The 26,842-nt window shown below is 70.4% G+C and carries 24 protein-coding genes, 1 tRNA gene, 1 other RNA gene and 1 pseudogene; 21 read left to right on the top strand and 6 right to left on the bottom strand.

The annotated features are described in order from the left end of the window. The first annotated feature begins 185 nt into the window (after positions 1 to 185). From AB3K78_RS12535 to AB3K78_RS12510, 6 genes are all read left to right on the top strand, one after another. Complete coding sequence (locus AB3K78_RS12535; protein ID WP_416443725.1) at positions 186 to 1,838, top strand: ABC transporter substrate-binding protein; 1,653 nt, start codon at positions 186 to 188, stop codon at positions 1,836 to 1,838. 24 nt (positions 1,839 to 1,862) lie between these two features. After that, on the top strand, positions 1,863 to 2,813 hold the full coding sequence (locus tag AB3K78_RS12530; protein WP_416443723.1) for an ABC transporter permease: 951 nt from the start codon (positions 1,863 to 1,865) through the stop codon (positions 2,811 to 2,813). Beyond that, on the top strand, positions 2,810 to 3,745 hold the full coding sequence (locus tag AB3K78_RS12525) for an ABC transporter permease (RefSeq protein ID WP_416443721.1): 936 nt from the start codon (positions 2,810 to 2,812) through the stop codon (positions 3,743 to 3,745). Before AB3K78_RS12530 ends, AB3K78_RS12525 begins: the two co-directional genes overlap by 4 nt. Next, positions 3,745 to 4,575: an ABC transporter ATP-binding protein gene (locus AB3K78_RS12520; RefSeq protein WP_416443719.1), complete on the top strand. Its 831-nt coding sequence runs from the start codon at positions 3,745 to 3,747 to the stop codon at positions 4,573 to 4,575. The genes AB3K78_RS12525 and AB3K78_RS12520 overlap by 1 nt, the downstream gene beginning before the upstream one ends. Continuing rightward, positions 4,572 to 5,402 (top strand): ABC transporter ATP-binding protein, encoded by an 831-nt coding sequence (locus AB3K78_RS12515; RefSeq protein ID WP_416443717.1) that lies wholly within the window; start codon positions 4,572 to 4,574, stop codon positions 5,400 to 5,402. The genes AB3K78_RS12520 and AB3K78_RS12515 overlap by 4 nt, the downstream gene beginning before the upstream one ends. Positions 5,403 to 5,484: 82 nt before the next feature. Continuing rightward, on the top strand, positions 5,485 to 6,552 hold the full coding sequence (locus AB3K78_RS12510) for a C45 family autoproteolytic acyltransferase/hydolase (protein WP_416443715.1): 1,068 nt from the start codon (positions 5,485 to 5,487) through the stop codon (positions 6,550 to 6,552). Positions 6,553 to 6,634: 82 nt separating this feature from the next. Here the strand turns inward: AB3K78_RS12510 and AB3K78_RS12505 are convergent. The 4 genes and pseudogenes from AB3K78_RS12505 to AB3K78_RS12490 all read right to left on the bottom strand — a co-directional run bounded on the left by AB3K78_RS12505 (position 6,635) and on the right by AB3K78_RS12490 (position 8,853). Next, a tRNA-Met gene (locus AB3K78_RS12505) sits at positions 6,635 to 6,711 on the bottom strand. A 13-nt stretch (positions 6,712 to 6,724) separates the two neighbouring features. After that, complete coding sequence (locus AB3K78_RS12500) at positions 6,725 to 7,399, bottom strand: YoaK family protein (RefSeq protein WP_416443713.1); 675 nt, start codon at positions 7,397 to 7,399, stop codon at positions 6,725 to 6,727. Positions 7,400 to 7,446: 47 nt separating this feature from the next. After that, a pseudogene (locus AB3K78_RS12495) lies at positions 7,447 to 8,495 on the bottom strand (Atu2307/SP_0267 family LLM class monooxygenase). A gap of 55 nt (positions 8,496 to 8,550) precedes the next feature. Further along, on the bottom strand, positions 8,551 to 8,853 hold the full coding sequence (locus AB3K78_RS12490) for a DUF2568 domain-containing protein (protein WP_416443711.1): 303 nt from the start codon (positions 8,851 to 8,853) through the stop codon (positions 8,551 to 8,553). 159 nt (positions 8,854 to 9,012) lie between these two features. On the opposite strand from AB3K78_RS12490, the gene AB3K78_RS12485 reads away from it, so the two are divergent. The 9 genes from AB3K78_RS12485 (at position 9,013) to AB3K78_RS12445 (ending at position 18,603) form a co-directional block, all read left to right on the top strand. After that, positions 9,013 to 10,263: an amidohydrolase family protein gene (locus AB3K78_RS12485; protein WP_416443709.1), complete on the top strand. Its 1,251-nt coding sequence runs from the start codon at positions 9,013 to 9,015 to the stop codon at positions 10,261 to 10,263. Positions 10,264 to 10,318: 55 nt separating this feature from the next. Beyond that, positions 10,319 to 11,932 (top strand): ABC transporter substrate-binding protein, encoded by a 1,614-nt coding sequence (locus AB3K78_RS12480; RefSeq protein ID WP_416443707.1) that lies wholly within the window; start codon positions 10,319 to 10,321, stop codon positions 11,930 to 11,932. A gap of 129 nt (positions 11,933 to 12,061) precedes the next feature. Beyond that, a complete protein-coding gene (locus tag AB3K78_RS12475) occupies positions 12,062 to 13,027 on the top strand; it encodes an ABC transporter permease (RefSeq protein ID WP_416443705.1) in 966 nt (321 codons plus the stop codon). Further along, positions 13,024 to 13,872 (top strand): ABC transporter permease, encoded by an 849-nt coding sequence (locus AB3K78_RS12470; protein ID WP_416443703.1) that lies wholly within the window; start codon positions 13,024 to 13,026, stop codon positions 13,870 to 13,872. Before AB3K78_RS12475 ends, AB3K78_RS12470 begins: the two co-directional genes overlap by 4 nt. After that, the gene (locus AB3K78_RS12465; RefSeq protein WP_416443701.1) at positions 13,869 to 14,714 is read left to right on the top strand and encodes an ABC transporter ATP-binding protein; all 846 of its coding nucleotides are present in this window, start codon (positions 13,869 to 13,871) and stop codon (positions 14,712 to 14,714) included. The genes AB3K78_RS12470 and AB3K78_RS12465 overlap by 4 nt, the downstream gene beginning before the upstream one ends. Further along, the gene (locus AB3K78_RS12460) at positions 14,711 to 15,475 is read left to right on the top strand and encodes an ABC transporter ATP-binding protein (protein ID WP_416443699.1); all 765 of its coding nucleotides are present in this window, start codon (positions 14,711 to 14,713) and stop codon (positions 15,473 to 15,475) included. The genes AB3K78_RS12465 and AB3K78_RS12460 overlap by 4 nt, the downstream gene beginning before the upstream one ends. A gap of 179 nt (positions 15,476 to 15,654) precedes the next feature. Continuing rightward, positions 15,655 to 16,230 carry a hypothetical protein gene (locus tag AB3K78_RS12455; RefSeq protein WP_416443697.1) on the top strand — a complete coding sequence of 192 codons (576 nt, stop codon included), beginning with the start codon at positions 15,655 to 15,657 and terminating at the stop codon, positions 16,228 to 16,230. A 37-nt stretch (positions 16,231 to 16,267) separates the two neighbouring features. Next, positions 16,268 to 17,956: an SPFH domain-containing protein gene (locus AB3K78_RS12450; protein WP_416443695.1), complete on the top strand. Its 1,689-nt coding sequence runs from the start codon at positions 16,268 to 16,270 to the stop codon at positions 17,954 to 17,956. After that, positions 17,953 to 18,603: a PH domain-containing protein gene (locus tag AB3K78_RS12445; RefSeq protein ID WP_416443693.1), complete on the top strand. Its 651-nt coding sequence runs from the start codon at positions 17,953 to 17,955 to the stop codon at positions 18,601 to 18,603. Before AB3K78_RS12450 ends, AB3K78_RS12445 begins: the two co-directional genes overlap by 4 nt. A 40-nt stretch (positions 18,604 to 18,643) precedes the next feature. Here AB3K78_RS12445 and AB3K78_RS12440 read toward each other — a convergent pair whose 3' ends face one another. Beyond that, positions 18,644 to 19,231 carry a YqaJ viral recombinase family protein gene (locus AB3K78_RS12440; protein ID WP_416443691.1) on the bottom strand — a complete coding sequence of 196 codons (588 nt, stop codon included), beginning with the start codon at positions 19,229 to 19,231 and terminating at the stop codon, positions 18,644 to 18,646. A gap of 109 nt (positions 19,232 to 19,340) precedes the next feature. Between AB3K78_RS12440 and AB3K78_RS12435 the strand changes: the two genes are divergently transcribed. The 6 genes from AB3K78_RS12435 to ffs all read left to right on the top strand — a co-directional run bounded on the left by AB3K78_RS12435 (position 19,341) and on the right by ffs (position 25,624). Further along, complete coding sequence (locus AB3K78_RS12435) at positions 19,341 to 20,084, top strand: response regulator transcription factor (protein WP_416443689.1); 744 nt, start codon at positions 19,341 to 19,343, stop codon at positions 20,082 to 20,084. Positions 20,085 to 20,348: 264 nt separating this feature from the next. After that, positions 20,349 to 20,858, top strand: coding sequence for a 50S ribosomal protein L10 (gene rplJ / locus AB3K78_RS12430; RefSeq protein WP_046454234.1), 510 nt, complete (start codon positions 20,349 to 20,351; stop codon positions 20,856 to 20,858). Between the two features lie 77 nt (positions 20,859 to 20,935). Next, entirely contained in the window at positions 20,936 to 21,316 is a 381-nt protein-coding gene (rplL, locus tag AB3K78_RS12425; protein WP_046454235.1) for a 50S ribosomal protein L7/L12, read from the top strand. A 259-nt stretch (positions 21,317 to 21,575) separates the two neighbouring features. Beyond that, positions 21,576 to 23,261 carry an ABC transporter ATP-binding protein gene (locus AB3K78_RS12420; RefSeq protein ID WP_416447353.1) on the top strand — a complete coding sequence of 562 codons (1,686 nt, stop codon included), beginning with the start codon at positions 21,576 to 21,578 and terminating at the stop codon, positions 23,259 to 23,261. Next, entirely contained in the window at positions 23,261 to 25,468 is a 2,208-nt protein-coding gene (locus AB3K78_RS12415) for an ABC transporter ATP-binding protein (RefSeq protein WP_416443686.1), read from the top strand. The genes AB3K78_RS12420 and AB3K78_RS12415 overlap by 1 nt, the downstream gene beginning before the upstream one ends. Positions 25,469 to 25,527: 59 nt before the next feature. Beyond that, positions 25,528 to 25,624, top strand: an RNA gene (gene ffs, locus AB3K78_RS12410) — signal recognition particle sRNA small type. A 59-nt stretch (positions 25,625 to 25,683) separates the two neighbouring features. Here the strand turns inward: ffs and AB3K78_RS12405 are convergent. Further along, complete coding sequence (locus tag AB3K78_RS12405; protein WP_416443684.1) at positions 25,684 to 26,313, bottom strand: helix-turn-helix transcriptional regulator; 630 nt, start codon at positions 26,311 to 26,313, stop codon at positions 25,684 to 25,686. Positions 26,314 to 26,842: the final 529 nt, after the last annotated feature.

Genomic DNA, 26,842 nt, shown 5'->3' with positions numbered 1-26,842 from the left:
CGGTCAGGATAGCCCGTTCCGCGCCCCGTCATCGTATGCGCGTTCGACTTCGACCCGTTATCGAAAAGTGATACCCAAAACGTTTTGCCCAAATCGTTTTGGGTGTTACTCTCGCTCCCGGGTCTCGTCCGGCGCACGCAGGACTCAGGGGATTCAATGACGAAACTTCGAATGGAGAACTCATCGTGAAATTCGCGAAGACGAGGGTCGCAGTCGCCCTCCTTGCAGTCACGGGTCTGGCGCTCGCCGGGTGCGCATCGGGCGCGCGCGGCGGCAGCGGCGAGGGGAAGGTCGACGACTCCAAGCTGCAGCAGACCACGCCCGCGGCGAAGGGCGACATCGACCGGGTGACGTGGAACTCGACCTACGGCGAGCTCGCGACGCTCGACCCGGCAAAGGCGTTCAACTACCCCGAGAACACGATCGTCTCGAACCTGTGCGAGCCGCTGTTCCAGATGCAGCCCGACTTCTCGATCAAGCCGAACCTCGCGACGAAGGCCGAGACGACCGACGGCCTCACGTGGAAGATCGGGATCCGCGACAAGGTCACCTTCTGGGACGGTTCGCCCATGACCATGCAGGACGTGCTCTACTCGCTGAAGCGCCACAACGACCCCTCGGAGGGCAGCTACTGGACCGGCGGCGTCACCGCGAACATCGCGAAGGTCGAGCAGAGCGGCGATCACGAGATCACCATCACGCTGAAGTCTCCCGACCAGATCCTGCCGTCCTCGCTCTCGACCGTGCTCGGCGTGGTCGTGCAGGAGAAGCAGCGCAAGGCCGCCGGCCAGAACTACGGCAACCCCGACACCGGCGTCATGTGCACCGGCCCGCTCTCCTACACCCCCGGTGACTGGAAGCAGGGGCAGTCGATCACGCTGAAGCGCTTCGACGGCTACTGGAACGCCGACAAGAAGGCGAAGGCCAAGGAGGTGCAGATCGGATTCGTGGTCGATCCGACCGCCATCGCGACCGGCCTCAAGAGCGGCGACATCCAGGGCTCCTACGACGTGCCCCTGCCCGCCCTCGGCGAGCTCTCGAGCAGCTCCACCGGCGCGATGGTCTACGGCCAGGGCATGCAGATCATGGCGATCATCTCGACCGGCAAGGGGACCTTCGGCGATCCCGCGGTGCGCCGCGCGCTGACCCGGGCCACCGATCGCCAGGCCATCGCCGACACCGTCTACGAGGGCACCGCGACCCCGTCGCGCTCGGTCGTCCCGCAGTCGCCCTGGGACGCGATCCCCGACGCCGCGAAGCTCCGCGACAAGGAACTGCCCGATCTGAGCTACGACGTGAAGGCCGCGAAGGAGGAGCTGAAGGCCGCGAAGGTCGACCTGTCGAAGCCGATCAAGATCGCCTACCCGTCGGAGCGCGGCTTCTACGCCGACATCCTGAACGAGATGGCCAACGGCGCCAAGGAACTGGGGCTCACCTTGCAGCCCACCGGTGTCCCCAGCGCCCAGTTCGGCGCGTTCTTCTCGGACCCGAAGGCGCGTGAGGGCTTCGACGGCTTCGTCACGACCAACTACCTGAGCGCTCCGGACCCGCTGCTGCACCTCATCAGCGTCGCGAAGACCGGCAGCGACCAGAACTACTCGGGCTTCTCCGATCCGCAGGTGGATTCGGCGCTCGACGCCGCGCTCGCGGAGAAGGACGTGAAGAAGCGCACCGAGCTCACGGTCAAGGCCGAGGCCCTCGTCATGCAGCAGCAGCCGTGGGTGCCGATCGACGACCTGGCCGTGCGCATGTACCTCAACAAGAAGGTGACCGGCGCCCCCGCGTCGTTCGTCTACCTGTACTACCCCTGGGCCGCCGACCTCGGCTCGGCCGAGTAAGCGAACCCCCGGAAGGGATCGTCCATGACCTACGTGCTCAAACGGCTCGGCGCGCTCGTCGCCGTGCTCATCGTGTCCAGCTTCATCGTGTTCTCGGGCATGTACCTCGCCCCGGGAAGCCCCGAGCAGTTCCTGGTGCAGGGGCGCACGGTGAGCCCGGAGGTGCTCGCGGCCATCCGCGCGCAGTACGGTCTGGACGATCCCTTCCTGCTCCGCTACTGGAACTGGCTGGTCGGAGTGATCCAGGGCGACTTCGGTCGCTCCCTGCTCACGCAGCAGGACGTGGCGTCGCTCATCGCCTCCCGCCTCCCGACCACGCTCTTCCTCGCAGCGTTCGCCGCGATCCTGATCTGCGTGTTCGGCGTCGGCCTCGGCGTGCTCGCCGCCACCCGCTCGGGCATCTTCGAGAAGCTCGTGGTGTTCGGCTCGAACCTGGGCTTCGCGGTCCCGACCTTCTTCGCGGCGCTGGTCCTCATGTTCGTGTTCGGCTCGAACCTCGGCTGGTTCCCGGTGTCGGGTTCCGGAACGGGATTCGGCGACCGGCTCTGGCATCTCACGCTCCCCGCCATCGCGCTCGCCTTCCCCGGCATCGCCGTCGTGGCCTGCATCACGCGCACCGCGGTGCGCGAGGAACAGGGGTCCGAGCACGTGGTCATGGCGATCGCGCGCGGCGTGCCCAAGCAGCTCGTGCTGTGGCGGCACACGATCCGCAACTCGATGCTCCCCGTGAGCACCGTGCTCGGCACCCAGATCGCCGGCCTCCTGGCCAGCGCGTTCGTGATCGAGTACGCCTTCACCCTCGACGGGCTGGGCGCGCTGCTCGTCAACTCGGTGCAGAAGAAGGACTTCGCGGTGGTGCAGGCGATCGCCCTCATCATGGTGCTCGCCTTCGGCATCATCAACCTCATCGTTGACCTGCTCTACGCGGTGATCGACCCACGCGTTCGGCTGAGCAAGGGAGTGTCGGCACGATGAACGAGCGGAAGTTCACGAGCGGACCGGGCACGAACACCCGGGCCCAGGATACGGTCGCGGTGCAGCTGATCCGCAAGCACCGCGCGGACGCCCCGATCTCGGGTTGGCGCCGCTTCGCGCGCCGCCTCGGCCCCGTGGGCGTGGTCAGCCTCGCGATCATCGTGCTGGTGGTGCTGATGGCGGTCTTCGCGCCGATCATCGCCCCGCAGGATCCCTTCGCGGGCAGCGTCACCGGGCGCCACGAGGCCTGGAGCCTCGCGCACCTCATGGGCACCGACCAGTCGGGGCGGGACATCTTCTCGCGCATCATCTGGGGCGCGCGCACGAGCCTCCTCGGGCCGACGCTCGTGGTACTCATCGCCGCGACGCTCGCCACCACGCTCGCGCTCACCGCGGTGTGGTTCGGCGGCAAGGTCGACGCGCTCATCAGCCGGGTGCTCGACATCCTCTTCGCGTTCCCCAACATGCTCCTCGCGATCCTCGCGGTCGCGATCTTCGGGCCCTCTCTGCTCACCGCGTCCATCGCGCTGGCCATCGGCTTCACCCCGTACTCGGCCCGGGTGATCCGCTCCGTCGCGCTCCGCGAGCGCGGCCTGCCCTACGTCTCATCGGCGCAGTTGCAGGGCATCTCCGGATTCCTCATCACGGTGCGGCACATCCTGCCGAACGTGCGCACCCAGATCCTCACCGGCATGACCATCAACTTCGGCTACGCCATGATCGAGCTCGCCGCGCTCTCGTTCCTCGGGCTCGGCGTGCAGCCGCCCACCCCCGACTGGGGCCTCATGGTCTCGAACGGGCAGGCCTCGCTGCAGCAGGGCTTCTGGGAGCAGAGCGTCTTCGCCGGCCTCGCGATCGTGATCACCGTGGCCGCCTTCGGCTACGTCGGCGAACAGCTCGGCGGCCGCCGGGCGGCAGGAAGGACCCGCTGATGCTGCACATCGAAGACCTCGTCCTCACCGTCGTCGACTCCGAGACCGGTCAGGAGACCGAGATCCTGCACGGCAGCACCATCGCGCTGCGGCAGGGCGAGGCCCTCGGCCTCGTCGGCGAGTCCGGCTCGGGCAAGTCCATGACGCTCAAGTGCATCCTCGGCATCGAGCCGTCGGGCGCGCGGGTGGAGGGCCGGATCGAGCTCGACGGCACGGACCTGCTGGCCGCGTCCGGCGACGTGCTGCGGAAGATCCGGGCGAACGACCTGGCGCTCATCGCGCAGAACCCGCACGGCGCGCTCAACCCGGTGCTGCCCGTCGAGCGCTTCCTCGTCGAGGGGATGAGCGATGCGCGGAACCTGCCGAGGGCCGAGGCTCGCGACCGCGCGGCCGAGCTGCTGCGCCAGGTCGGGATCACCGACACCGAACGCGTGCTCGCGTCCTACCCGCACCAGCTCTCGGGCGGCATGCTCCAACGAGTGGTGATCGCGGGCGCGATCTCGGGCGAGCCGAAGCTGCTGCTCGCCGACGAGCCGACCACCGCGCTCGACGTGACCACGCAGGCGGAGGTCGTCGCGATCCTCGACGAGATGCGGCGGGAGCACGGTCTCTCGATGATCTTCGTGACGCACGATCTCGATCTCGCCGCCGCCGTCTGCGACCGGCTCGCCGTGATGAAGGACGGGGAGATCCTCGAGGTCGGCACCCCCGAGGAGATCCGGGACCACCCGAAGACCGACTACACCCGCGCACTCATGGCCGCGCGGCCGATGCTCTACCCCGAGGGGCACGAGGCGAACCGCGGAACGAACGAGGAGGCGGACGCATGAGCGAGCCGATCATCCAGGTCGAGCACCTGAAGCGCACCTTCAAGCTCGGGCGCGGGGCGAGCGTGGCTGCCCTCGACGACGTCACGTGCGAGCTCCGCCCCGGCACCTGCCTCGCCGTCGTCGGCGAGTCCGGCTCGGGCAAGTCGACCCTCGCCCGCGTGGTCGTCGGTCTCGAACGCGCCGACTCGGGCTCGGTGCGCATCGCCGGCACCGAGGTCAAGCCGACCACCGCCCGGAGCGCGCTCCGCGAGCGGGCGAAGCTCGTGCAGATGGTGTTCCAGGATCCGCAGGGATCCCTGAACCGCTCGCTGCCCGTCTCGGCGACCATCGACGAGATGCTGCGCGCACACCGCCCGGACCTCGACCGCGCCGGCCGCCGCGCCCGCGTGCTCGAGCTGTTCGACGAGGTCGGCCTCACCGAACGCCACGCCGACGCCAAGCCCGGCGCCCTCTCGGGCGGGCAGAAGCAGCGCGTCGCGATCGCCCGTGCGCTCGCCGCCGAACCGAAGATCATCGTGCTCGACGAGGCGGTCTCGGCCCTCGACGTCTCGGTGCAGGCCCAGGTGCTCGACCTGCTCAAGCGGCTGCGCGCCGAGCACGGTCTGTCGTACCTGTTCATCACGCACGACCTCTCGGTGGTGCGCGACATCGCCGACGACGTCGTGGTGATGCGTACCGGGCGGATCATCGAGCGCGGCACGGTGAGCGACGTGCTCGACCGGCCGCAGGAGCCCTACACGCGACTGCTCATCGCCTCGGCCCCGCGGCCGGGCTGGAAACCGCAGCGCGGGCTGCGCGACGCCCTGCTGGGCGGCGCAACGGCCTGACCCCGGGGTCCCCGACCCCTCGGGCCGGTCGGCGCCTCAGCCGACCGGCCCGCACCATCTCCACCGAACCGAGAGGATCACCATGACCACCACCGAGCGTCTTCACCTGCGAGTCTCGGGAGAGACCCGCGCTGAGCTCGGGCGCAGCCGCGGATCGCAGCTGCGGGAATCGCTCCCGGCGGCCTACGCGAAGTACGCCGAACTGTTCCGGATCCTCGGAGTCGACGAGGAGACCGAGCGCGGGGGTGCGGAACGGGTCATCGCGGCGCTCGCCGCCTGGCGTCCCGCGGTCGTCGAGGAGCTCGCGGGGATCGCGGAGGGCTCGGGCTTGGCCCTCGCCCAGGTGGTCGCGCTCAACGCGCGCACCGAGATCCTCGCCCTGGGCACGGCTGCCTCGAGCGAGTGCTCGACCGTGTCCGCCGTGATCGACGGGCGGCATCGGGCCGTGCAGACCTGGGACTGGCACATCGAGCTGGCACCGTTCTGGCACACGCACGAGGTCGACGGGCCGGGGTACCGCTATGCGGGCCTCACCGAGCAGGGCATCGTCAGCAAGATCGGCGTGAACGAGGCGGGGCTCGCCCTGCACTTCAACATCCTCGGCCACCGCGAGGACGGCCCGTCGGGCGTGCCCATGCACGTGCTGTCGTCGATCGTGCTGACCGAGTGCGCCACCGTCGAGGAGGCCATCGCGCTGATCCGCAGCGCCCCCATCGCCTCGTCGTCGGCGTTCACCATGCTCGACGCCGACCGGGCCGTCTCGGTCGAGATGAGCCCCGCGGGCGTCTTCGTGATCGAGGAGGTCGCCGGTTCGGTGCAGCGCACCAACCACTTCCAGGACGCCGAGCCGCTCGGCGGGCAGAAGTCCGAGATCTACGAGCCCGACTCGTCGGAGCGGCTCGCACTCGTGCGCGAGCGACTCGCGGACGGCGGGCCCGCCGACACCGCGGCGCTCGTCGAACTGCTGGTGTCGGGCGAGGGGCAGCCGCCACTCACCTGCCACGCCGACATGGCGAAGAGCTACGGCGAGCGCTGGGCGACCCTCGCGACGATCGTCACCGATCCCGAGCGGCGCTCGATCCGGATCCTCGACGGCATGCCGACCGACGCGGCGACGGGGGAGTGGCGCGAGATCGACCTCGCGGGCTGAGCACGCGGCGGGTGCTCGCGCGGCTCCGCCGAGACCGCAAGAAGGCCCTGATCCGGATCTCTCCGGGTCAGGGCCTTCTTCTTGGTTGCGGGGGCAGGATTTGAACCTACGACCTCCGGGTTATGAGCCCGGCGAGCTACCGAACTGCTCCACCCCGCGGCACCCCTCAAGGCTATCGACGAACGGGGCGTGAGCGCGAATCGGCGCGCGCCACGGCACGGATGATCTGGGCCAGGCCGAGCACGCAGAGCGCTCCCGCGGCCACGAGCAGGGCGAGCGCGCCCATGGCCCGCCAGGCGAGCGAGCCGAGCAGCGCACCGAGGGTGATCGAGGCCCAGAGCAGGAGCGGCCGGACCCACCCGCCGCGGTGGCCGCCGACGATGCGGTCCGCGAGGCCGATGCCGAAGCTCACGAGCGTCCCGGTCGCGTAGGTGATCGCGACCTGCGCGCGACCGGCGACGATGAAGAGCGTGTTCATCGCGCCCATGACCGCGGCGAGGGCGGCGAGCGAGAAGCCGGGGTGCGGCCACAAAACGACGATCCCCGTGGCCGCGAACAGCGCTGCGCCCAGGCCGAGGATCCGCCCACCGATCCGCACGCGCTCCGTGAGGAGCCCGAGCACCCGGCCGGCCAGCACGCCGAGCACGAAGCCCGCCACCAGGCTGAGCGCGACCGCGGCGGTCTGCACCTCGCCCCGGCTGATCTCGACCCCGGCCTGCGTCGAGTTGCCGCTCATGAACGAGACGAAGAGGCCGCCCGAGAGGATGAACCCGATCGCGTCGACGAATCCGGCTGCTCCGGCGAGCAGGAGGGAGCCGCCGAACGAGGCGCGCGAGACCGTCTGCATGCTTCAGTTGTATCCGGCTTCGCGCGCTGCGGCGAATCGATGCCGTGCTAGTCGGCGAGCAGCTCCCGCACCCGCGGGATCACGTCGCGGCCGTAGCGCTCGATCGATGCCATCAGCTGTTCGTGCGGCATGGTGCCGCTCGCGTACTTGAGGTCGAAGCGGTCGGCGCCGAGGGTGAGGACCGTGCGGGCGATGCGCTGCGCGACGGTCTCGGCCGAGCCGACGTAGAGCGAACCGGAGTCGGCCTCCGCCTCGAACTCCTCGCGCCGGGCCTCGGGCCAGCCGCGCTCGCGGCCGATGCGGTTGCGGTTGTCGGCCCAGTGCTCCCACAGCTCGTCGCGGGCTTCCGCATCGCTCGCCCCGACGTGGCCGGGGAGTGCACGCCGAGCGGCATGGGGTCGCGGCCGAGCTCGTCCTGCGTCTGCCGGTAGAGGTTCGCGAACGGCAGGAAGCGCGCGGGGTCGCCGCCGATGATCGCGAGCATCATCGGGATCCCCACCTGCACCGAGCGCAGGACCGAGTGCGGGCTGCCGCCGACGCCGATCCAGGCGCGCACGCCGCCCTCCTGCTCGGTCTTGGGGAACACCTCCTGGTCGACGAGCGCGGTGCGGTGGCGGCCGGACCAGGTGACGGGGCCCTCGCTGCGCAGACGCGCGAAGAGCTCGAGCTTCTCGCTGAAGAGCGTTTCGTAGTCGGCGAGGTCGTAGCCGAACAGCGGGAAGGACTCGGTGAAGGAGCCGCGGCCGAGGATCACCTCGGAGCGCCCGCTGCTGAGCGCGTCGAGCGTCGCGAAGCGCTCGTAGACCCGCACCGGGTCGTCGCTCGAGAGCACGGTGACGCCCGTGCCGAGCTGGATCCGATCGGTGCGCCCCGCGATCGTCGCGAGCACCATCTCGGGCGAGCTGATCGCGAAGTCGTCGCGGTGGTGCTCGCCGAGCGTGATGGCGTCGACACTGAGGCGGTCGGCGAGGACGGCCTGCTCGACCACGTCGCGGATCACCTGGGCGTGCGAGGTGCGCTCGCCGTCGGCCGATCGCGTGACGTCGCCGAAGGTATCGAGGCCGAGGATCACGGAGTTCGTGCGTGCTTCGTTCATGCCCGGGAGAACGCCGGGCGGGCGGGCCCTATTCCGCGAGCGGCCCGCGGCGGGCTCAGCGCTTGCGCGACGCGGCGATGTAGCCGACGGCGACGGCGATCACGCCGAAGCCGAGCGCCCAGCCCCAGTGCACGCCCATGACCAGCAGGGCCGCCGCGGCACCGGCGAAGAGCAGGAGCTCGACGAGCGCCTCGCCGAACCGATCGGTGCGCAGCACGGGTCGGGGCGAGAGGAACAGCGCCCAGAGCAGGACCGCGAGCGCCAGGAACCCGATGCCGGTGAGGATGCCCGGGAAGGGGAGCGGCCAGCCGATGAAGCCCCAGGCGGTCACGATCGCGATGGCGATGAGGTGCAGCACGCCGCGCAGCGTCGTCAGGATCGCCTTCGCGGGCTCCGCGGGCGAAGCGGCGGGGGTGCTGGGGGAGTATCGAGGCCGGTCACCCCTCTAGTTTACGTTGTGGTTCAGCGGGGAAGCACCTGAATGGTCCATGAGTGTTCGCCGAGGTAGCGTGTGAGCATGAACCAAGGCGGGGTGGCGAACGTGCGCGTGCTCGACGAGCGCGGCAGCTTCGGCGCGCCCGTCGACATCGCCTGGCGCGACGGCCGCTTCGTCGACGCCGCCGGGGTCCTCCGGGAGCCGTCAGCCGGTGCCGGTGCCGGGATGATCGACGGCTCGGGGCGCTGGCTGATCCCCGGCCTGGTCGACGCGCACACCCACGCCGCCTGGCAGGCATTCGACGCGGCCGAGCGGGACTCGATCCCCGCCGAGGAGGCCGTCGAGCTCACGCGCGACGCCCTGCGCGCGATGCTGCTGCGCGGTGCCACGAGCGTGCGAGACGCCGGGGGACTGCGCCTCGACACCGTGCGCGCGATCTCGGAGGGACCCGCGACGGCATCCGCGACCGCGCCCGAGACCGGACCGGGGCCGCAGGAGCGCGTCCTGATCCCGCGTGTGCAGACCGCGGAGGTGCTCATCGACCGCGAGACCGCCGACACGGCGGGCGGCGTCGAGCGCGCGGCCGAGGCCGCGCTCACCGCCGGTGCCCGATGGATCAAGCTCGTCGGCACGGCCGGTGTCGCGTCTCCGCAGGGGTCGCGGCTCGAGCCGGCGTTCTCGCTCGCGGAGACGGCCGCGGCGGTGCGGATCGCCGCGCAGCTCGGCGCGGGCGTCATGGTGCACGCCTGGGGCGGGGCGGCCATCGACCGCGCGATCGAGGCGGGCGCCGCGAGCATCGAGCACGGCATGTTCCTCACCGCGGAGCAGGCGGCCCGTGCCGCCGAACGGGGGCTCGTGCTCGTGCCGACGCTCCGCATCTACCGGCAGGTGCGCGCCATGATCGAGGCGGGCGAGCTGCCCGCGGCGTTCGCCGCGCGCGTCGACGAGGCCGTCGCCGCGCACCCGGGCGCCGTGCGGCTCGCGCGAGACGCGGGCCTCAGCATCGCGCTCGGCAGCGACTCCGGAACTCCCGCGCAGCATCGCACGGCGCTGCGCGAGTTCGCAGCGCTCGTCGACGCGGGCCTCTCGCCCGAGGAGGCGCTCGTCGCCGCGACCCGCACGGGCGCCGAACTGCTCGCCTCGACCGCGGAGCCCGGCTCCCCGGCGCCGAGCGGGCGGATCGCCGTCGGGGAGGTCGCCGACGCGGTCCTGCTGAACGTCGATCCGTCGGACCCCGCGAACCGGAACGCCATCGGCGATCCGTCGGCGGTCGACGCCGTGATCCTCGGCGGACGCGCGATCCTGCCCCGGGCCGCCGGCCTGGACCCGTGATCGCGGCCCCTGCCGTCCGCCCCGAACCCTTTCCACCCGCACCGCACACTCGAGAATGAGGACCACCGTGATCCCCAAGCGATCCCGCACCGGCCGCGCGCAGCGCTTCGCCGCCGCGACGGCCGCCACCCTTGCCGCAGCGCTGCTGCTCGCCGGCTGCGCCCCTGCGACCGGCGGCTCCGGCTCCGGCGATGCCGCCAAGCCCGTCTCGGGCGGGCAGCTGAAGCTCGGCCGCGCAGCCTCCGTCGACTCGCTCGACCTGAACCAGCAGATCACCGCGAACAACGCCTTCGCGATCGACCAGGTCTTCGAACCGCTCGTGTCGTTCGACGAGACGGGCAAGATCGTGCCCTGGCTCGCCGAGAAGTACGAGATCGACCAGGCCGGCCTCGTCTACACCTTCACGCTGCGCTCCGGCGTGCAGTTCTCCGACGGCACCCCGGTGACCCCGGAGGACGTCGTGTTCTCGCTGCAGCGCCACCTGAAGGTCGGCGGACCGCTGCCGCTCGAGGCCCCCATCGCCTCGATCGCGCCCGGCTCGGGCGATGCGGCGAAGCACACGGTCGTCATCACGCTGAAGCAGGCGTACACCCCGTTCCTCTCGGAGCTCTCGGGATTCGCCAACGGCATCTTCCCGAAGGACTTCGGCGGCAAGACCGAGGCCGAGTTCTTCCAGAAGCCGGTCGGCACCGGACCGTTCGCCGTCAAGTCGTGGGACCCGAACGGCGACCTCGTCTTCACCAAGAACACCCATTACTGGCAGTCGGGCAAGCCTTACCTCGACACGCTCGTCTACACCGTCGTGCCCGACGACACCCAGCTGCAGCAGCAGCTGACCGCGGGCCAGATCGACGCGATCGAGGACGTCCCGGCCTCGGCCGCGAAGCAGCTCGAGTCGGGTGCCGCCACGAAGCTCGTGAAGAACGGGTCCTGGGAGATCGAGCAGCTGTTCTTCAACACGCAGGATCCCCGCTTCGCCGACGAGCACGTGCGCCGCGCCATCGCCCACGCGCTCGACCGCGACGGCATCACGAAGGCGACGACCTTCGGCACCGCGGAGGTCGCGAACAGCCTGATCCCGCCCACCATCGAGTACTCGGCCGACGCCGAGAAGGGCATCGCCCTCGGATTCGACGCGCAGGCCGCGAAGGACGAGCTCGCGAAGTCGAAGTACCCGAAGGGCTTCGAGACCACCCTGCTGATCGCGAGCGGCAACTCGCAGCGCGCGCAGATCGCCCAGATCGTGCAGGAGGCGCTCGCGAAGATCGGGATCACGGTCAAGATCGAGCAGATCGATCTCGCCGCGTTCCGCGAGCGGTTCAAAGCCTACAAGTTCGACTTCATGATCAACAGCGGCCAGTCCGACGCCCGCGATCCGAACGGGCTGGTCACCTTCCAGGCCGATCCCGAGGGCTTCAGCAAGTCGTACTGGACCCACTACACGGACGCCAAGGTCACCGAGCTGATGCACGAGGGCCGCACCACGGCCGACGGCGACGCCCGCAAGAAGATCTACGTCGAGATCCAACGGATCCTCGCGCAGCAGGTGCCCTACATCCCGCTGTTCTACCCGAGCAACCTCAAGGCGACCACCGCGAAGGTGCACGACCTCGTCGTGCGCCCGAACGGCAGCATCCGGTTCCAGGACGCCTGGATCGCGAAGGGCTGAGTCGGTTCCCGATCCCGCTGGTCGGGCGAGGAACGAGTCGAAACCCGGAAGCGCGGTTTCGACCCGCAGGCTCGCTCAGCCACCGGTCGGGGCGCAGGGACGCCCGACGGAGATGATGGAATAGGACCCATGAGCAGCGTGCGCAGGATCGGCCTCGCGACCCTGCGCACGCTGGGGACGGTGCTCCCGGTGATGCTCGGGGTCGTCGTCGGGGTCTTCTTCCTGCTGCGGCTCGTGCCGGGCGACCCCGCCCAGATGATCCTGGGCGAGCGGGCCACGCCCCAGGCCGTCGCGGAGCTGCACGAGAAGCTCGGCCTCGACCTCCCGCTCTGGCAGCAGTTCGGCGACTTCGTGGGGCGACTCCTCACCCAGGGCGACACGGGCCCCTCGCTCGTCTCGGGCACCTCGACGCGCGACCTCATCCTCGAGCGTGCACCCCTCAGCCTCGGCATCGTCGCGCTCGCCCTGCTGTTCGCCGTGCTCATCACGGTGCCGCTCGCGCTCGCCGCGGCGCGGCGGCCGAACGGACCGATCGATCACGCGGTGCGCGTGATCCCGGCCATCGGGCTCGGCATGCCGATGTTCTGGATCGGCCTGCTGCTCATCATCGTCTTCGCCGTGCACCTGGGCTGGTTCCCCGTGGGCGGCGTCGGCACGGGCGCGGGCGAACCGATCCGCAGCCTGATCCTGCCGGCCCTCGCGGTGTCGTTGAGCCTCGTCCCCCCGCTCATCCGCTCGCTGCGCGCCCAGCTGCTGGAGGTGGTCACGGCCGACTTCGTGACGACGCTGCGCGCCGCGCGCGTTCCCGAGCTCCGCATCTGGACGCGGCACATCCTGCGCGGCGGGGCGCTGCCGACGCTCGCGCTGCTCAGCGTGAACGCCGCCACGCTCATCGGCGGCACCCTCGTGATCGAGAAGGTGTTCGCGATCAACGGGATCGGCATGCTGCTGTTCACCTCGATCGGCAGCCGCGACTTCCCGGTGGTGCAGGGCATCGCGCTCTACTGCGCCGTGCTCGTGGTGCTCGTCGGCATCGCGGCCGACGCCCTGCTGGGGATCCTCGACCCGCGCCTGCGACGGGGGAGCGCCCGATGACCGCACCGCGCGCCGCCGCGCGCAGCACCTTCTGGAGCCGGGCCCGCCGATCCCGCACCCTCGCGGTCGGGACCGGCCTCGCCGCGCTCCTCGTGCTCGTCGCGCTCCTGGCACCCGTCATCGCGCCGTACTCGCCGACCGCGCAGGACCTCACCGCGGGCCTGCTGCCGCCCTCGCCCGCGCACTGGCTCGGCACCGACGAGCTGGGCCGTGACGTGCTCTCGCGGATCCTGATGGCGGCGCAGACCGATTTGCGCATCGCGGTGACGGCGGCCATCGCCCCGTTCATCATCGGGGTCTCCGTCGGGCTGCTCTCGGGCTACTTCGGGGGCGCGGTCGACTGGACGCTGTCGCGCGTGGTCGATACCGTCATCGCGTTCCCCTTCTACATCATCGTGATCGCGCTGGTCTTCGCGCTCGGCGCCGGCGAGTTCGGGATCGTCGTCGCCTTCGCCCTGGTCGGCTGGACCGGCTACGCCCGCGTGATCCGCGCGCTCGCCGCCTCGATGCGCGACGCGGGCTGGGTGCGCGCCGCCCGCGGCGGCGGGCTGTCGCACGCCCGCGTGATCCTGCGGCACCTGCTGCCGAACGCCCTGCCGCAGGCCGTCGTGCTGCTGATGACCGAGATCGTGCTGATCATGGTCGCCATCGTCACGCTCGGCTACCTGGGGCTCGGGGTGCGCCCGCCGACGCCCGACTGGGGCGCCATGCTCGCGGAGGCGCAGCCGTTCATCACGAGCAACTGGTGGCTCGGGGTGGGGCCGGGACTCGCCGTGGTCCTCACGGGCGTCGCGCTCTCGCTCGTCGCCGACGGGCTCGGCGACGCCTGGCGGGTGAAACGATGAGCGGTCCAGCGTGGAGCCCGGGGCCGCGGGCAGCAGGACCGCCGACCGGCTCGGTCGAGATCAGCGGGCTCGTGGTCGAGACCGCCGAACGGGATCCGCGCGCGCTCGTCGACGGGGTCGACCTCGCGGTGGCGCCGGGGGAGGCGCTCGGGATCGTCGGCGCCTCCGGCTCCGGCAAGAGCCTGACCCTGCGCGCGGTGCTCGGGCTGCTGCCGGGCGGCACCCGCGTCTCGGCGGGGTCCGCCGAAGCCGGGGGTCGCGCGGGGATGGTGTTCCAGGACCCGCAGACGGCGCTCGATCCGCTCACCCGGGTCGGGACCCACCTCGTGGAGGCGCTGCGGGCACGCGATACCGAGCAGCGGATCCGCGCCGCCCGCGGCGAGGTGCGCTCGCGGGCGCTCGAGCTCCTCGAACGCGTGCACCTGCCCGATCCCGAGCGCGCCCTCCGCGCGTATCCGCACGAGCTCTCGGGCGGACAGCGCCAGCGCGTCGTCATCGCGCTGGCGCTCGCGGGCGACCCCGACGTGCTGCTGTGCGACGAGCCGACGACCGCCCTCGACGTGACGGTGCAGCGGAGGGTGCTCGCCGAACTCGACGGTCTGCGCCGCGAGCGCGGGCTCACTCTGCTGTTCGTGAGCCACGACCTCGCGGTCGTTGCGGCGCTGTGCGAACGGGTCGCGGTGATGGATCGGGGACGCGTGGTCGAGACCGGCACGATCGAGCAGCTCCAGCGGGATCCGCGTCACCCGGCCACGCGGGCGCTGCTCGCGGCCGCTCCGCGATTGCCCGACCTCGAACCGTTCGACGGGACGGGCCTCGCGTCCGACGGGGGCGCGTCATGAGCGCCGCTGCGGGCGCGGGCCTGCGGGTGGTCGACGCGCGCATCGCCTATGGGCGCCGGATCGCGGTCGACGGGGTGGGGTTCGATGTCCCGCCGGGCACGGCGCTCGGCCTCGTCGGCGAATCGGGATCGGGCAAGACGACCCTCGCCCGCGCGATTTCGGGGCAGCTGCCGCTCGCCGGCGGCCGGATACTGCTCGACGGCGCGCGCCTGCCCGAGCGGCGCACCCGCGAGCAGCTGCGTGCGATCCAGCTGATCCCGCAGGATCCCGGGTCATCGCTCGACCCGCGCATGACCGTCTCGGCGACGCTCGGCGAGCTGCTGCGCGCGCACCGGATCGTGCCGCGCGGCGGCGTGCGCGCGCGGGCGGCGGAACTGCTCGCGCAGGTGCGCCTCGGATCGGAGCTGCTCGACGCGTACCCGCACGAGCTGTCGGGCGGGCAGCGGCAGCGGGTCGCGATCGCCCGCGCGCTCGCGCTCGGCCCGCGCGTGCTCGTCGCGGACGAGCCGACGAGCGCCCTCGACGTGGCGGTGCAGGTCGAGGTGCTCGCGCTGCTCGAGCGCCTGCGCCGCGAGCTCGGGCTCGCGCTGCTGTTCATCTCGCACGACCTCGCCGCGGTGCACCGGCTCTGCGAGCGGGTCGCGGTGCTGCGCGACGGCCGGCTCGTCGAACTCGGGGGACCCGATTTCTTCCGTGCGCCGCGCGAGGCGTACTCGCGGGAACTGCTCGCGGCGGTCCCGCGCCTTCCCACGTCTCGGTAGCGGCGGCGAGCTCGGGGCGCTCGAGCTCCGGTTGCGGCGAATGGTGGCAGGCATCGCGAAGAAGCCGCCATTCGCCGCAACCGAAATCGGTCGGGACGGGGCGCTGCGCCCCGATCTGGCGATGTCACAGGCGCTGTATAGACTCGGAGGCATTCGCAGTGGATCGAGGAGGCGGCGCGGTGGACGGCATCACCCAGTGGTTCGAACGGCTGCTCGACGGCTCGCTCATGGCGGGCGGGATCTTCCTGCTGATCGGCATCCTGGGCGCGATCCTGCTCGTCATCTCGCTGGTGCTCGACGGTATCTTCGACGCGTTCGACTTCGGCGACGGCCCGCTGAGCCTCACCACGATCGCCGCGTTCACCTCGATCTTCGGCTTCGCGTCCTTCGCCTGCGTGGGCGCCGGCCTCTCGACGCCCATGGCGGCGATCATCGGCGCGCTCGCCGGCCTGCTGGGCGGCGCGCTCGCCTGGTGGCTGACCCGGTTGATCCGAGGAGCCGAGTCCTCGACCGCGGTGAGCGGGGAGGAGCTCGTCGGCGCCGAAGCCGGCGTGGTGCTGCCGATCCCCGTCGGCGGTCTCGGCGAGGTCGCGCTGGTGCGCCACGGCGAACGGGTCTCGCTCGCGGCGACCGCCGACGCGCGCGAACCGCTGCCTCGCGGCACGCGGGTGCGCATCGTCCAGACCCTCACCGCGACCTCGGTGCGGGTCGAAGCGATCCCCGCCGCCGACGCGTCGGCATCGCCGGCCCCCTGACTCCCCCCGACCGCCCCCGATCCCGACCGGAGACGACATGTCACTCTTCGCCAGCCCAGCCATCATCGGCGTGTTCGGCGCGATCATCGCGCTCGTGCTGATCGCGCTCGTCATCATCAAGCGCTACCGCATCGCCAAGCCCGACGAGGCCATCATCGTCACGGGCGGCAAGGGCAAGGAGGTGATCGACGCCGCGGGCAACAAGAGCCGGGACCTCTCGGGCCAGAAGGTCGTGACGGGCGGCGGCGTCTTCGTCGTGCCGTTCGTGCAGAAGTCGTTCACCATCTCGCTCCGTTCGCGCCGGCTCTCGATCACCACGGAGGCGCAGACCACCGACGGCATCACCATGCAGGCGCAGGCGGTCGCGGTGGTGAAGGTCGGCGGGACGCAGGAGATGATCCGCGCGGCCGCGCAGCGATTCCTCTCGAACTCCGACGAGATCGACGAGTCGACGCAGGAGGTGCTCTCGGGCTCCCTCCGCTCGATCATCGGCGGCCTGACCGTGCTGCAGATCATCCGCGACCGCGCGGTCGTCGCCCAGAGCGTGCTCGAGGCCGCCGAGGAGGCGCTGACCAAGCAGGGCCTCGTGGTCGACACGCTGCAGATCCAGGAGATCCGCGACGGCGCCGACTACATCGCCAACATCGGTCGCCCCGAGGCCGCGAAGGTGCGCCAGGCGGCGGACATCGCGGAGACCAACGCCTACCAGGCCTCGCAGGAGGCGAAGATCTCGGCGGAGAAGGTGCTGCTCGACCGGAACCGCGAGCTGAAACTGCGCCAGGCCGAGATCCAGGCCGAGACGGACAAGGCCAACGCGCAGGCGCAGGCGGCCGACCCGCTCGAGCAGGCGATCCAGCAGCAGGCGATCGTCGAGCAGCAGCAGATCACCGCGCAGAAGGAGGTCGCGCTCCGCACCGAGAAGCTGAACGCCGACGTGCGCGCCGTGGCCGAAGCCGAGGCGTACCGGGTCGAGGCGCTCGCCAAGGCGGAGGCCGCTGCCGCGGTTTCCGCAGCGGAGGGCCGCGCGAAGGCGGTGGAACGCGAGGGCCTCGCGAGTCGAGCCGCCCGTATCGCCGCGTCCGAAGCGCTCGAGGCCGAGGGCCGCGCCGAGGCAGCCGCGCTCGAGGCGAAGGGCACCGCGGAGGCGACCGCGATCGATGCGCGGGCCCGGGCGCTCGAGACCCAGTCGCAGGCCGTGCTCGCGCAGGAGCTGATCCACCTGCTGCCCGAGATTGCAGCGGAGTACGCGCGTGCCATCGGAGCGATCGACAACATGACCGTGGTCTCCGCCGACGGCACCTCGAAGGTCGCCGGTGAGGCGATGGGCAACATCAAGGGCCTGCTCGAGATGGCCAAGGACACGGTCGGCATCGACCTCGCCGCGATGCTCAACGGCGTCGCCGGCGGGGCCGCCGCAGGCGCCGCGGCCGGGCGCGCATCGCGCGACGAGCCGGCCGCGCAGCCGCGCCGCGCCGCGCACGCCCGTTCGGCCGACGCGTCCGCTGCAGCAGGCGCGGGCGATGCGGCGTCGACCGGCGCCTCCGCGAGTCGCGACGCCCGCGTCGCGGGAGTGGCCGAGCACTTCGGCGCCGCAGCGGAGCAGACCGCCCACGCCTCGATCGACTCCGCGCAGACCTGGGCGGCCCAGACCGGTGAGCGGCTCGCGGGCGAGACGGGCGCGGCTCAGCCCGGTACTCAGGCGAACGGGGCAGACTCGCAGGCATGAGCGAGTTCTTCCCGGAGCATCGAGCGGCGGGCGCGGTCGCGCCCGCCGCCCAGCTGCGCCCCGAGGCCGTCGTCTTCCGCAGTCATCGGCACGGGCGACGCCTCGTGCTGCCCGTGATCGTGCTCTGCGCGGTCGCGGCGGCGGCGGGCTTCTGGACGGGAGCGCTGCCCGAACCGTGGATGAACCTGGCCGTCGCGGCCGGCGCCGGGTTGGTGGCGCTGCTGCTCGGGCTCGGCCCCATCGTGGGCTGGCTCGCCGACCGCATCACGGTGACCACCCGGCGCGTCATCATGCACCGGGGCGTGTTCATCCGTCGGCGCAGCGAGATCCCCCTCAGCCGAATCCGCGAGGTCCGGAGTCGGCGCGGCATCGGCCAGCGCATGGTCGGATCGGGCGATATCGAGCTCTTCGTCGGGGCCGAGCCGCCGACCCGACTGCACGACCTGCCCTCCGTCGAACGCGCGGTGGACGCGCTGCAGGAGCTCATCGAAGAGAACTACCGTGCCGGACTCGGCAGCGGCACGGGCGCGGGTCCCGGCGGTGAGACCGGTCAGGCGCCGTTCGGCTGGTTCGACACGGCGCAGCCGGCTCAGCGACCCGCTCCGCCCTTCGACCCCACGGCCACCCGGATCCTCCCCGGCCCCTGATCGGGCCACGGCTCGTGAGCCGGCCCGGGAGTCGTGCGGGTCAGCTGGTGCGGGCGATGAGGACGTCGATGAGGTCGCCCGCGAGCTTGACGAGGCGCTCGATCTCGCTCTCGTCGCGATCCACCCAGCGCACCTCGGGATCGCCGACCGGCACGAAGTTCTCGTGCCGTTCCCACACCATCAGGGTGCGCTCGGCGCCGAGCACGTACTGCTGCCACCAGATCTGCCGCAGATAGTTGCGGGGGATCGAGCGCCATTCCTTGTTGGTGGTCTTGATCTCGGCCAGTTCGAGGGCCCCGGCCTCCCGCTGCACCAGGCCGTCGGGCGTCGCGAGGTGGCGGATGTCCCCGCAGGCGTGGAAGAGGGCCTGGCTCGGGGCGATCCCGTACTCGCGCAGCACCCACGACGCGATCTCGGGCTCGCGGGCCTTGCCGTGCTCCGTGTATGCGTTTCCCGTGAAACGGCTGCCGTGCAGCTTCTCGCGGGCGGCGGCCTCGATCGACCGCTGGGTCGAGAGCTTGGCGACGTCGGTCGCGGTGATCCCGCGGGCCCGCGCCCGCATCCACTCCATGCGATCGTTGCCGTCGGTCACGATCCGCTGGTGGTACTCGGGGCTCGAAACAGACATCGTGGGAAATTGTGTCATGGAAAGCCTCTCGCCGATTCAGACACTCGGCGGATCCGCGTGACGGCTCGCGCACAGCGCACGTCCAGCGGCGGCGGAAACAATGCCAGACATGAGCACAGGGGCAGCGGGGACGAACGGGACCGACAACGCGGAGGAATCGGAGCGCAAGCTGCGGGCCCTCGTCGTCGACGACGAGGAGTCGATCACGCAGCTCGTCGCCATGGCGCTGCGCTATGAGGGGTGGGAGGTCGAGACCCTCGGGGCGGGCGGTGGCGTCGTCGAGGCGATCGCGTCGTTCGATCCGGATGTCGCGGTGCTCGACATCATGATGCCCGACGTGGACGGGCTCCAGGTGCTGTCGCGCCTGCGTGCCGCCGGTCACATGGTGCCCGTGCTGTTCCTCACCGCGCTCGATTCGGTCGACGACCGGGTGAACGGCCTGACCGCGGGCGGCGACGACTACGTCGTGAAGCCGTTCAGCATCGAGGAGCTGATCGCGCGCTTGCGCGGGCTGGTGCGGCGCTCGCAGAACTCGAAGAACTCCGGCGCCGACCCGGTGATCCGCGTCGGCGACCTGTCGCTCAACGAGGAGAGCTACGAGGTGGAGCGCGCCGGCGACCTGGTCGAGCTGACGAGCACCGAGTTCGAGCTGCTGCGATACCTCATGCGCAACCCGAAGCGCGTCCTCTCCAAGGCGCAGATCCTCGATCGGGTGTGGAGCTACGACTTCACCGGCAAGGCGACGGTCGTCGAACTCTACATCTCCTACCTGCGCAAGAAGATCGACGAGGGACGCGATCCCATGATCCATACGATCCGAGGCGCCGGCTACATCCTCAAGCCCGCGGGCTGATCGCGTCCCATCGGGTGCGGGATCGCGAGTGTTGCGCGATCCTGCTCCGGTGGGATAGAGTTCTCTTCGGCCAAAGACCGCAGGTAGGGTCCGCAAGGATCCCGGAACGATCGCGAGAGCGAGGACCCGCGCAGGTACGAATCTCCACTTCTTGGTTTCCAAGATCCTGAAGCTCCGTGCGTGCGCGCCGGAGCTTTTCTCGTTTTTCGGCGGTCCGGCCTCCGAGAGCATCCGTTCTCGGAGAAGACATTATTAGGGAGCGCCATGGCTACGAAGGAAGCAACGGTCGCCGATCTTCAGCAGAAGTTTGAAGAGTCGTCCGCCGTCCTGCTGACCGAGTACCGCGGTCTGACGGTTGCTGAGCTGCGCGAGCTGCGCAACAGCATCCGTGAGCACGCGACGTACGCTGTGGCGAAGAACACGCTGACCAAGATTGCGGCCAACGCTGCCGGGGTCACCGCATTCGACGACGAGCTGGCCGGTCCTTCGGCCCTCGCCTTCGTGCACGGTGACACCGTCGCGGTCGCAAAGGCACTGCGTGACTTCGCCAAGGCACACCCTCTTCTGGTGGTGAAGGCTGGCTACTTCGATGGCAAGCCTCTGACCGCCGCTGAGGTAGGCAAGCTCGCCGATCTCGAGAGCCGTGAGGTGCTGCTGGCCAAGGCCGCAGGCGTCATGCAGGCCTCGCTGGTCGGTGCGGCACAGCTGTTCAACGCTCTGCCCGCCAAGGCCGCTCGCGGCTTCGGCGCGCTGCAGGAGAAGCAGGACGCATAAGGATCGGCTCACGCCGATTCGCGACAAACCACAGACCCGCTCTCACTCGCTGAGGGCAAACATCAAGGAGAAACACCATGGCTAAGCTTTCGACTGAAGAGCTGCTCGAGCAGTTCAAGGGCCTCACCCTCATCGAGCTCTCGGACTTCGTGAAGGCCTTCGAGGAGACCTTCGACGTGTCGGCTGCCGCCCCGGTCGCCGTTGCCGCTGCTCCGGCTGCCGGCGCTGCCGAGGCCGTCGAGGAGAAGGACGAGTTCGACGTCGTCCTCGAGTCGGCTGGCGACAAGAAGATCCAGGTCATCAAGGTCGTGCGCGAGCTGACCGGCCTGGGCCTGGGCGAGGCGAAGGCCCTCGTCGAGGAGGCTCCCAAGAACGTGCTCGAGGGCGCGAAGAAGGATGCCGCCGAAGAGGCGAAGGCGAAGCTCGAGGAGGCCGGCGCGGGCGTCAAGCTCGTCTAAGGTCTTTTCGCGCTAACGCGCTATACAGCAGGGGCGGGGGCCACCTTCGGGTGGGTCCGCCCCTGCTTTTTTGTGTCCCGACCGAAATGTCGGTGGCCCCTGGCATCCTGTTCAGGATCTTGCTACTGTGGCACGCTGGTCGTCGTGGGCCCGGTCCGATCGCACCCCGATCCCTCCGCGACGCGCGACCCCCGAAAGAAGGAATCCCGTGGCTCTGCTCCGACTCTCCTGGCAGCACGCGAAGCCGTACTGGCCCGCCATGCTCGCCGTGCTCATCCTCCAACTCCTCTCGACGATCGCCGCGCTCTGGCTGCCCAGCCTCAACGCGCAGATCATCGACACCGGTATCGCCAAGGGCGACATCGGCTACATCTGGTCGACCGGCGGCACCATGCTCGCGGTCTGCCTCATGCAGGTCGTCACCGCGATCGGCGGCGTCTACTTCGGCGCCCGGGTGTCCATGGCGGCGGGTCGCGACCTGCGCCGCAGCGTCTACCGCAAGGTCGACTCGCTCTCGACCCTCGAGGCCACCCGCTTCGGTGCGGGAACGCTCATCACCCGTGGCACGAACGACGTGCAGCAGGTGCAGATGCTCATCCTCATGACCCTGAACTTCATGGTCACCACGCCGATCATGTGCATCGGCGGCATCATCATGGCGCTGCGCGAGGACGCGGGCCTGTCCTGGCTCGTCTGGGTCTCGGTCTCGGCGCTCGCGATCATCGTCGGGTTCCTCGTCTGGCTGCTGCTCCCGCTGTTCCGCAACATGCAGGCCCGCGTCGACGACATCAACTGCGTGCTGCGCGAGCAGATCATGGGCATCCGCGTGGTGCGGGCGTTCGTGCGCGAGAACTTCGAGTCCGATCGCTACGAGACCGCGAACCGCAACATCACCCGCATCTCGGTGCAGGTGGGCAACGTCTTCGTGCTGATGTTCCCCGTGATCATGATGATCCTCCACCTGGCCACGGGCGCCGTGCTCTGGTTCGGCGGCCACCGCGTCGACGAAGGATCGATGGAGGTCGGATCGCTCACCGCGTTCATGCAGTACCTCATCCAGATCCTCGTCGCGGTGATGATGGGCGTCTTCATGACGATGATGATCCCGCGCGCGGTCGTCTGCGCCGAGCGCATCCGCGAGCTGCTCGACACCCGCTCGGAGCTGGAGTTCCCGGCGACCGAGCAGGTGCCGACGCCGACGGCCGGGCGGATCGCGTTCGACGGCGTGACCTTCGGGTTCCCCGGCGCCGAGGTGCCGGTCATCAAGAACGTCAGCTTCGTGGCCGAGCCCGGCAAGACCACGGCCATCATCGGATCGACGGGGTCGGGCAAGACCACCCTGCTCAACCTGATGCTGCGCCTGTTCGACCCGCAGTCCGGCAGCATCACCATCGACGGGCAGCCCGTCTCGGCGCTCACGCGCCCGCAGCTCGCCCGCACCGTGAGCCTGGTGCCCCAGCGTCCCTATCTGTTCTCGGGCACCATCGGCTCGAACCTGCGCTTCGGCAAGGACGACGCGACGGACGCCGAGCTCTGGGAGGCGCTGCGCGTCGCCCAGGGCGACGACTTCGTCCGCGAGAAGGAGAAGCAGCTCGACGAGCCGATGGCGCAGGGCGGCACGAGCGTGTCCGGCGGCCAGCGCCAGCGGCTCTCGATCGCGCGCGCACTCGTCGCCAAGCCGCAGATCTACCTGTTCGACGACTCGTTCTCGGCGCTCGACGTGGCGACCGACGCGCGGCTGCGTGCGGCGCTGCCCGAGGCGACCGAGGGCGCCACGACCATCATCGTGGCCCAGCGCGTCTCGACCATCACCGAAGCCGACCAGATCCTCGTCGTCGAGGACGGCGAGATCGTCGGCCGAGGAACGCACAGCGAGCTCCTCGCCGACAACTCGGTGTACCAGGAGATCGTCCGATCCCAGCTCGAAGAGGCGGAGGCAGCCTGATGGCGGAACGCAAGGCGCGCGGAGCGCGCAAGGACCGCAACGCCGAGCCCTCGGCAGCCGCGGTGATCGAAGCCGAGGTCGCCGAGGACTTCACTCCCGGCGAGATGGACGGCGACATGTTCGGTGGCGCGCCGGCCAAGAAGGCGAAGCACTTCTGGCCGTCGGCGAAGCGGCTCTTCGGGCTGCTCGCCCCCGAGAAATGGAAGTTCCTCTTCGTCGTGGTCCTGGTGATCGGCTCGGTCGTCCTGACCGTGATCGCGCCCAAGGTGCTCGGCAAGGCGATGGACACCATCTTCAACGGCATCATCGGTGCGCAGCTGCCCCAGGGGGCGAGCCTCGAGCAAGTCATCGAGGGCGCGAAGGCCTCGGGCAACACCCAGCTCGCGGACATGCTCTCGGGCACCGACGTGGTTCCCGGCCAGGGGATCGACTTCGAGAAGCTGGGCAACCTGATCCTCCTGGTGCTGGGCCTCTACCTGGTGGCGTCGCTGCTCATGTGGCTGCAGGGCTACGTCCTGAACAAGCTCGTCATGCGGGTCGTGTTCAAGCTGCGTCAGGACATCGAGCACAAGCTCAACCGCCTGCCGCTGAGCTACTTCGACACCGGCCAGCGCGGCGACGTGCTCTCCCGGGTCACGAACGACGTCGACAACATCCAGCAGGCGCTCCAGCAGGCGTTCTCCCAGCTGGTGCAATCCGCGCTCACGGTCATCGGCATCGCGATCATGATGTTCGCGGTGTCGTGGCAGCTGGCGCTGCTCGCGCTCATCGCGCTGCCGCTCTCCGCGATCATCGCCGGCATCGTCGGCACGCGATCGCAGAAGCTGTTCGCCGCCCAGTGGAAGCACACCGGAGCGCTCAACGGCCACATCGAGGAATCGTTCACCGGCCACGAGCTGATCCGCATCTTCAACCGCGACCAAGTGATGATCGAAGAGTTCGACTCGCGCAACCAGTCGCTGTTCAAGGCGGCGTTCGGCGCGCAGTTCGTGTCGGGCACCATCATGCCCGCCATGCAGTTCGTGTCCTACCTCAGCTACGTCCTCATCGCCGTCGTCGGCGCGCTCCGCGTGACCGCCGGTCAGATGACCCTGGGCGACGTGACCGCGTTCATCCAGTACTCGCGGGAGTTCTCGCAGCCCATCGGCGAGATGGCGGGCATGGCCAACATGCTGCAGTCCGGCGTCGCATCCGCCGAGCGCACCTTCGAGCTGCTCGACGCCGACGAGCAGGAGCCCGAGACCGCGAACGAGCACCTGCCCGTGCGTACCGACGGCCACGTCGAGTTCGAGCGGGTGTCGTTCAGCTACGACCCCGAGTCGACGCTCATCGAGGACCTCTCCTTCGAGGCGCGGCCGGGGCACACCGTCGCGATCGTCGGCCCCACGGGCGCGGGCAAGACCACGCTCGTCAACCTGGTGATGCGCTTCTACGAACTGAACAGCGGACGCATCCTGCTCGACGGGGTCGACGTGACCCAGCTGTCGCGCGCCGAGCTGCGCAGCCACATCGGCATGGTGCTGCAGGACGCCTGGCTGTTCGGCGGGACCATCCGCGAGAACATCCGCTACGGCCGTCTCGACGCGACCGACGACGAGGTGATCGAGGCCGCGAAGGCGACCATGGTCGACCGCTTCGTGCGCCAGCTGCCCGAGGGCTACGACACGGTGCTCGAGGAGAACGCGACCTCGCTGTCGGCGGGCGAGCGGCAGCTGCTCACCATCGCGCGGGCGTTCATCGCGAACCCGTCGCTGCTCATCCTCGACGAGGCGACCTCCTCCGTCGACACCCGCACCGAGGTGCTGGTGCAGCAGGCGATGCGGGCGCTGCGGGCCGACCGCACCTCCTTCGTCATCGCGCACCGCCTCTCGACGATCCGCGACGCCGACACCATCCTCATGATGGAGCACGGCCGCATCGTCGAGCAGGGTTCCCACCTCGAGCTGCTCGCGCAGCGCGGGGCGTACTACGCCCTGTACCAGTCGCAGTTCGCCGGCGAGGACGCGGAGGAGCAGGCCGAGACGAACGCGGCCGTCGAGACCGGGACCGTCGACCTGGCGGCGGTCGCCGCCACCGCGACCGCAGATGGGGCCGGGACCCTCGCGGATGACGCACCCGCGGATGACGCACCCGCGGGTGACGCACCCGCCGACGAGCCCGCAGGCGATGCGGACTCCGGGAACGCGGGGGAGGCCCCGCGCGCATGATCCGGAACCCGGAGCGGTCGAGCCTGGTACTCGGCCGCTCCGGAATCCGGTAGACTCTTCAAGGCCCCCCACGTGGCGGTATCTCGGCGAACTCCCCCAGGACGGAAACGGAGCAAGGGTAGTCGGGCTCTATCGGGTGCGTGGGGGGTCTTTGCGTTCCCCGGCGCTTCCCCGTCACGTGCACTCGCGCGTCCCCGGGGCGTTCCCTGCGCGACTCAGACCCGTGCGCCGAACGCTCCGGCGCTCAGCAGGCCGTCCTCCCACGCGCGCCACGCCAGTTCCAGCTTCGTGCCCGCGGGCCGTCCCTGCGCGCCGTACTTCAGCTTCACCCGCTTCAGGTATTTGCGGGCGGTGTCCTCGCGCACCCCCAGTCGTTCCGCGACCGACGCCAGCGACTCCCCTCCGGCGTAGAGCTCGAGCAGCCGAGTCTCCTGCTGCGACAGCTTCGGCATCGGATCGGCGTCGATGGCCGCCGCGGCGCGCGCAGTGATCACGGTCCCGCCGTCCAGTACTCCGCAGACCGCATCGAGCAGTTCCCGCTCCGAATCCTGCTTCGAGACCACGCCGTCGACGCCGACGCCGAGGACGCGCCGGATCACGAAGCGGGAGTCGAGCGCCGACAGCAGCACGACGCGGATGCCCGCGCGCCGCATCGCCCGAACGGCCGCGAGCTCGCGATCGAGTTCGGTGCCCGGCAGCACCTCGGCGACGACCAGGTGGGGCCAGCTCGAGCGCGGCGCGCGGCGCAACCAGCCCACGAGCTCCCCGACGGATCCGAAGGAGTGCGTGGTCCGCATCCGCGCCCCCGCGTCGAGCACTTCGACCGCGCGCTGCCGCTGCAGCACGTGGGCTTCCACCACGGCGCAGCGCCGCGCGCCTCGTTCCTCGTTCCTCGCGTGCATACGGCCCCCACCTTCGCGTTCGATCGCCGAGAGCGGTGCCACCGGCGGCCGAGGGTCCTGCGGGGGCGAACGCCTGCACCGCGGTGACCACTCACGAGAAAGAGAGTGCGGCGTCCGCGAAACGTGTCGCGGCACGCGGAATCCCTGGGCCCGCCTGCGGCGGCGGACGGGCCCAGGGGAGGCCGGGCGGCGCGAGTCCGAACACGTGCGCGGGTGGGGGCCCGCCGGCGTCATCGAGCTCGCGGCGCTCGCTCGGGAGGCGCGGGCCGCCGCATGACGGACGGTCCGCACCCCTCCACCGAGAAGAGAGCCGGAGGCCCGCCGAAAGTGCCGCGGCGGCCGACTCCGAACGGCCCTGACCCCCGCAGCGGGGTCATCTGGGAATCCCCGACACTTCGAGCGTCCGCAGGACTCCTCATCTATGAGTCCGCGTTCAGCGGCCGCGCAGGGACTGCGCCCGGCGCTGGCGGGC

Origin of the sequence: Leucobacter sp. HNU (genome assembly GCF_047946755.1) — a bacterium.
Classification (GTDB): domain Bacteria; phylum Actinomycetota; class Actinomycetes; order Actinomycetales; family Microbacteriaceae; genus Leucobacter.
The sequence above is the reverse complement of the archived record's forward strand: the minus strand, read 5'-3'. Positions and strand labels throughout refer to the sequence as shown.

What these genes read in the sequence shown, in the direction of transcription:
- AB3K78_RS12510 (WP_416443715.1), top strand. Translation starts at nt 5,485, where the DNA reads ATGACCACCACCGAGCGTCTTCACCTGCGAGTCTCGGGAGAGACCCGC.
- AB3K78_RS12435 (WP_416443689.1), top strand. Translation starts at nt 19,341, where the DNA reads ATGAGCACAGGGGCAGCGGGGACGAACGGGACCGACAACGCGGAGGAA.
- AB3K78_RS12470 (WP_416443703.1), top strand. Translation starts at nt 13,024, where the DNA reads ATGACCGCACCGCGCGCCGCCGCGCGCAGCACCTTCTGGAGCCGGGCC.
- AB3K78_RS12460 (WP_416443699.1), top strand. Translation starts at nt 14,711, where the DNA reads ATGAGCGCCGCTGCGGGCGCGGGCCTGCGGGTGGTCGACGCGCGCATC.
- AB3K78_RS12465 (WP_416443701.1), top strand. Translation starts at nt 13,869, where the DNA reads ATGAGCGGTCCAGCGTGGAGCCCGGGGCCGCGGGCAGCAGGACCGCCG.
- AB3K78_RS12415 (WP_416443686.1), top strand. Translation starts at nt 23,261, where the DNA reads ATGGCGGAACGCAAGGCGCGCGGAGCGCGCAAGGACCGCAACGCCGAG.
- AB3K78_RS12515 (WP_416443717.1), top strand. Translation starts at nt 4,572, where the DNA reads ATGAGCGAGCCGATCATCCAGGTCGAGCACCTGAAGCGCACCTTCAAG.
- AB3K78_RS12475 (WP_416443705.1), top strand. Translation starts at nt 12,062, where the DNA reads ATGAGCAGCGTGCGCAGGATCGGCCTCGCGACCCTGCGCACGCTGGGG.
- AB3K78_RS12520 (WP_416443719.1), top strand. Translation starts at nt 3,745, where the DNA reads ATGCTGCACATCGAAGACCTCGTCCTCACCGTCGTCGACTCCGAGACC.
- AB3K78_RS12485 (WP_416443709.1), top strand. Translation starts at nt 9,013, where the DNA reads ATGAACCAAGGCGGGGTGGCGAACGTGCGCGTGCTCGACGAGCGCGGC.
- AB3K78_RS12420 (WP_416447353.1), top strand. Translation starts at nt 21,576, where the DNA reads ATGCTCGCCGTGCTCATCCTCCAACTCCTCTCGACGATCGCCGCGCTC.
- AB3K78_RS12480 (WP_416443707.1), top strand. Translation starts at nt 10,319, where the DNA reads ATGAGGACCACCGTGATCCCCAAGCGATCCCGCACCGGCCGCGCGCAG.
- AB3K78_RS12450 (WP_416443695.1), top strand. Translation starts at nt 16,268, where the DNA reads ATGTCACTCTTCGCCAGCCCAGCCATCATCGGCGTGTTCGGCGCGATC.
- AB3K78_RS12445 (WP_416443693.1), top strand. Translation starts at nt 17,953, where the DNA reads ATGAGCGAGTTCTTCCCGGAGCATCGAGCGGCGGGCGCGGTCGCGCCC.
- rplL (WP_046454235.1), top strand. Translation starts at nt 20,936, where the DNA reads ATGGCTAAGCTTTCGACTGAAGAGCTGCTCGAGCAGTTCAAGGGCCTC.
- AB3K78_RS12525 (WP_416443721.1), top strand. Translation starts at nt 2,810, where the DNA reads ATGAACGAGCGGAAGTTCACGAGCGGACCGGGCACGAACACCCGGGCC.
- AB3K78_RS12440 (WP_416443691.1), bottom strand. Translation starts at nt 19,231, where the DNA reads ATGTCTGTTTCGAGCCCCGAGTACCACCAGCGGATCGTGACCGACGGC.
- AB3K78_RS12530 (WP_416443723.1), top strand. Translation starts at nt 1,863, where the DNA reads ATGACCTACGTGCTCAAACGGCTCGGCGCGCTCGTCGCCGTGCTCATC.
- AB3K78_RS12500 (WP_416443713.1), bottom strand. Translation starts at nt 7,399, where the DNA reads ATGCAGACGGTCTCGCGCGCCTCGTTCGGCGGCTCCCTCCTGCTCGCC.
- rplJ (WP_046454234.1), top strand. Translation starts at nt 20,349, where the DNA reads ATGGCTACGAAGGAAGCAACGGTCGCCGATCTTCAGCAGAAGTTTGAA.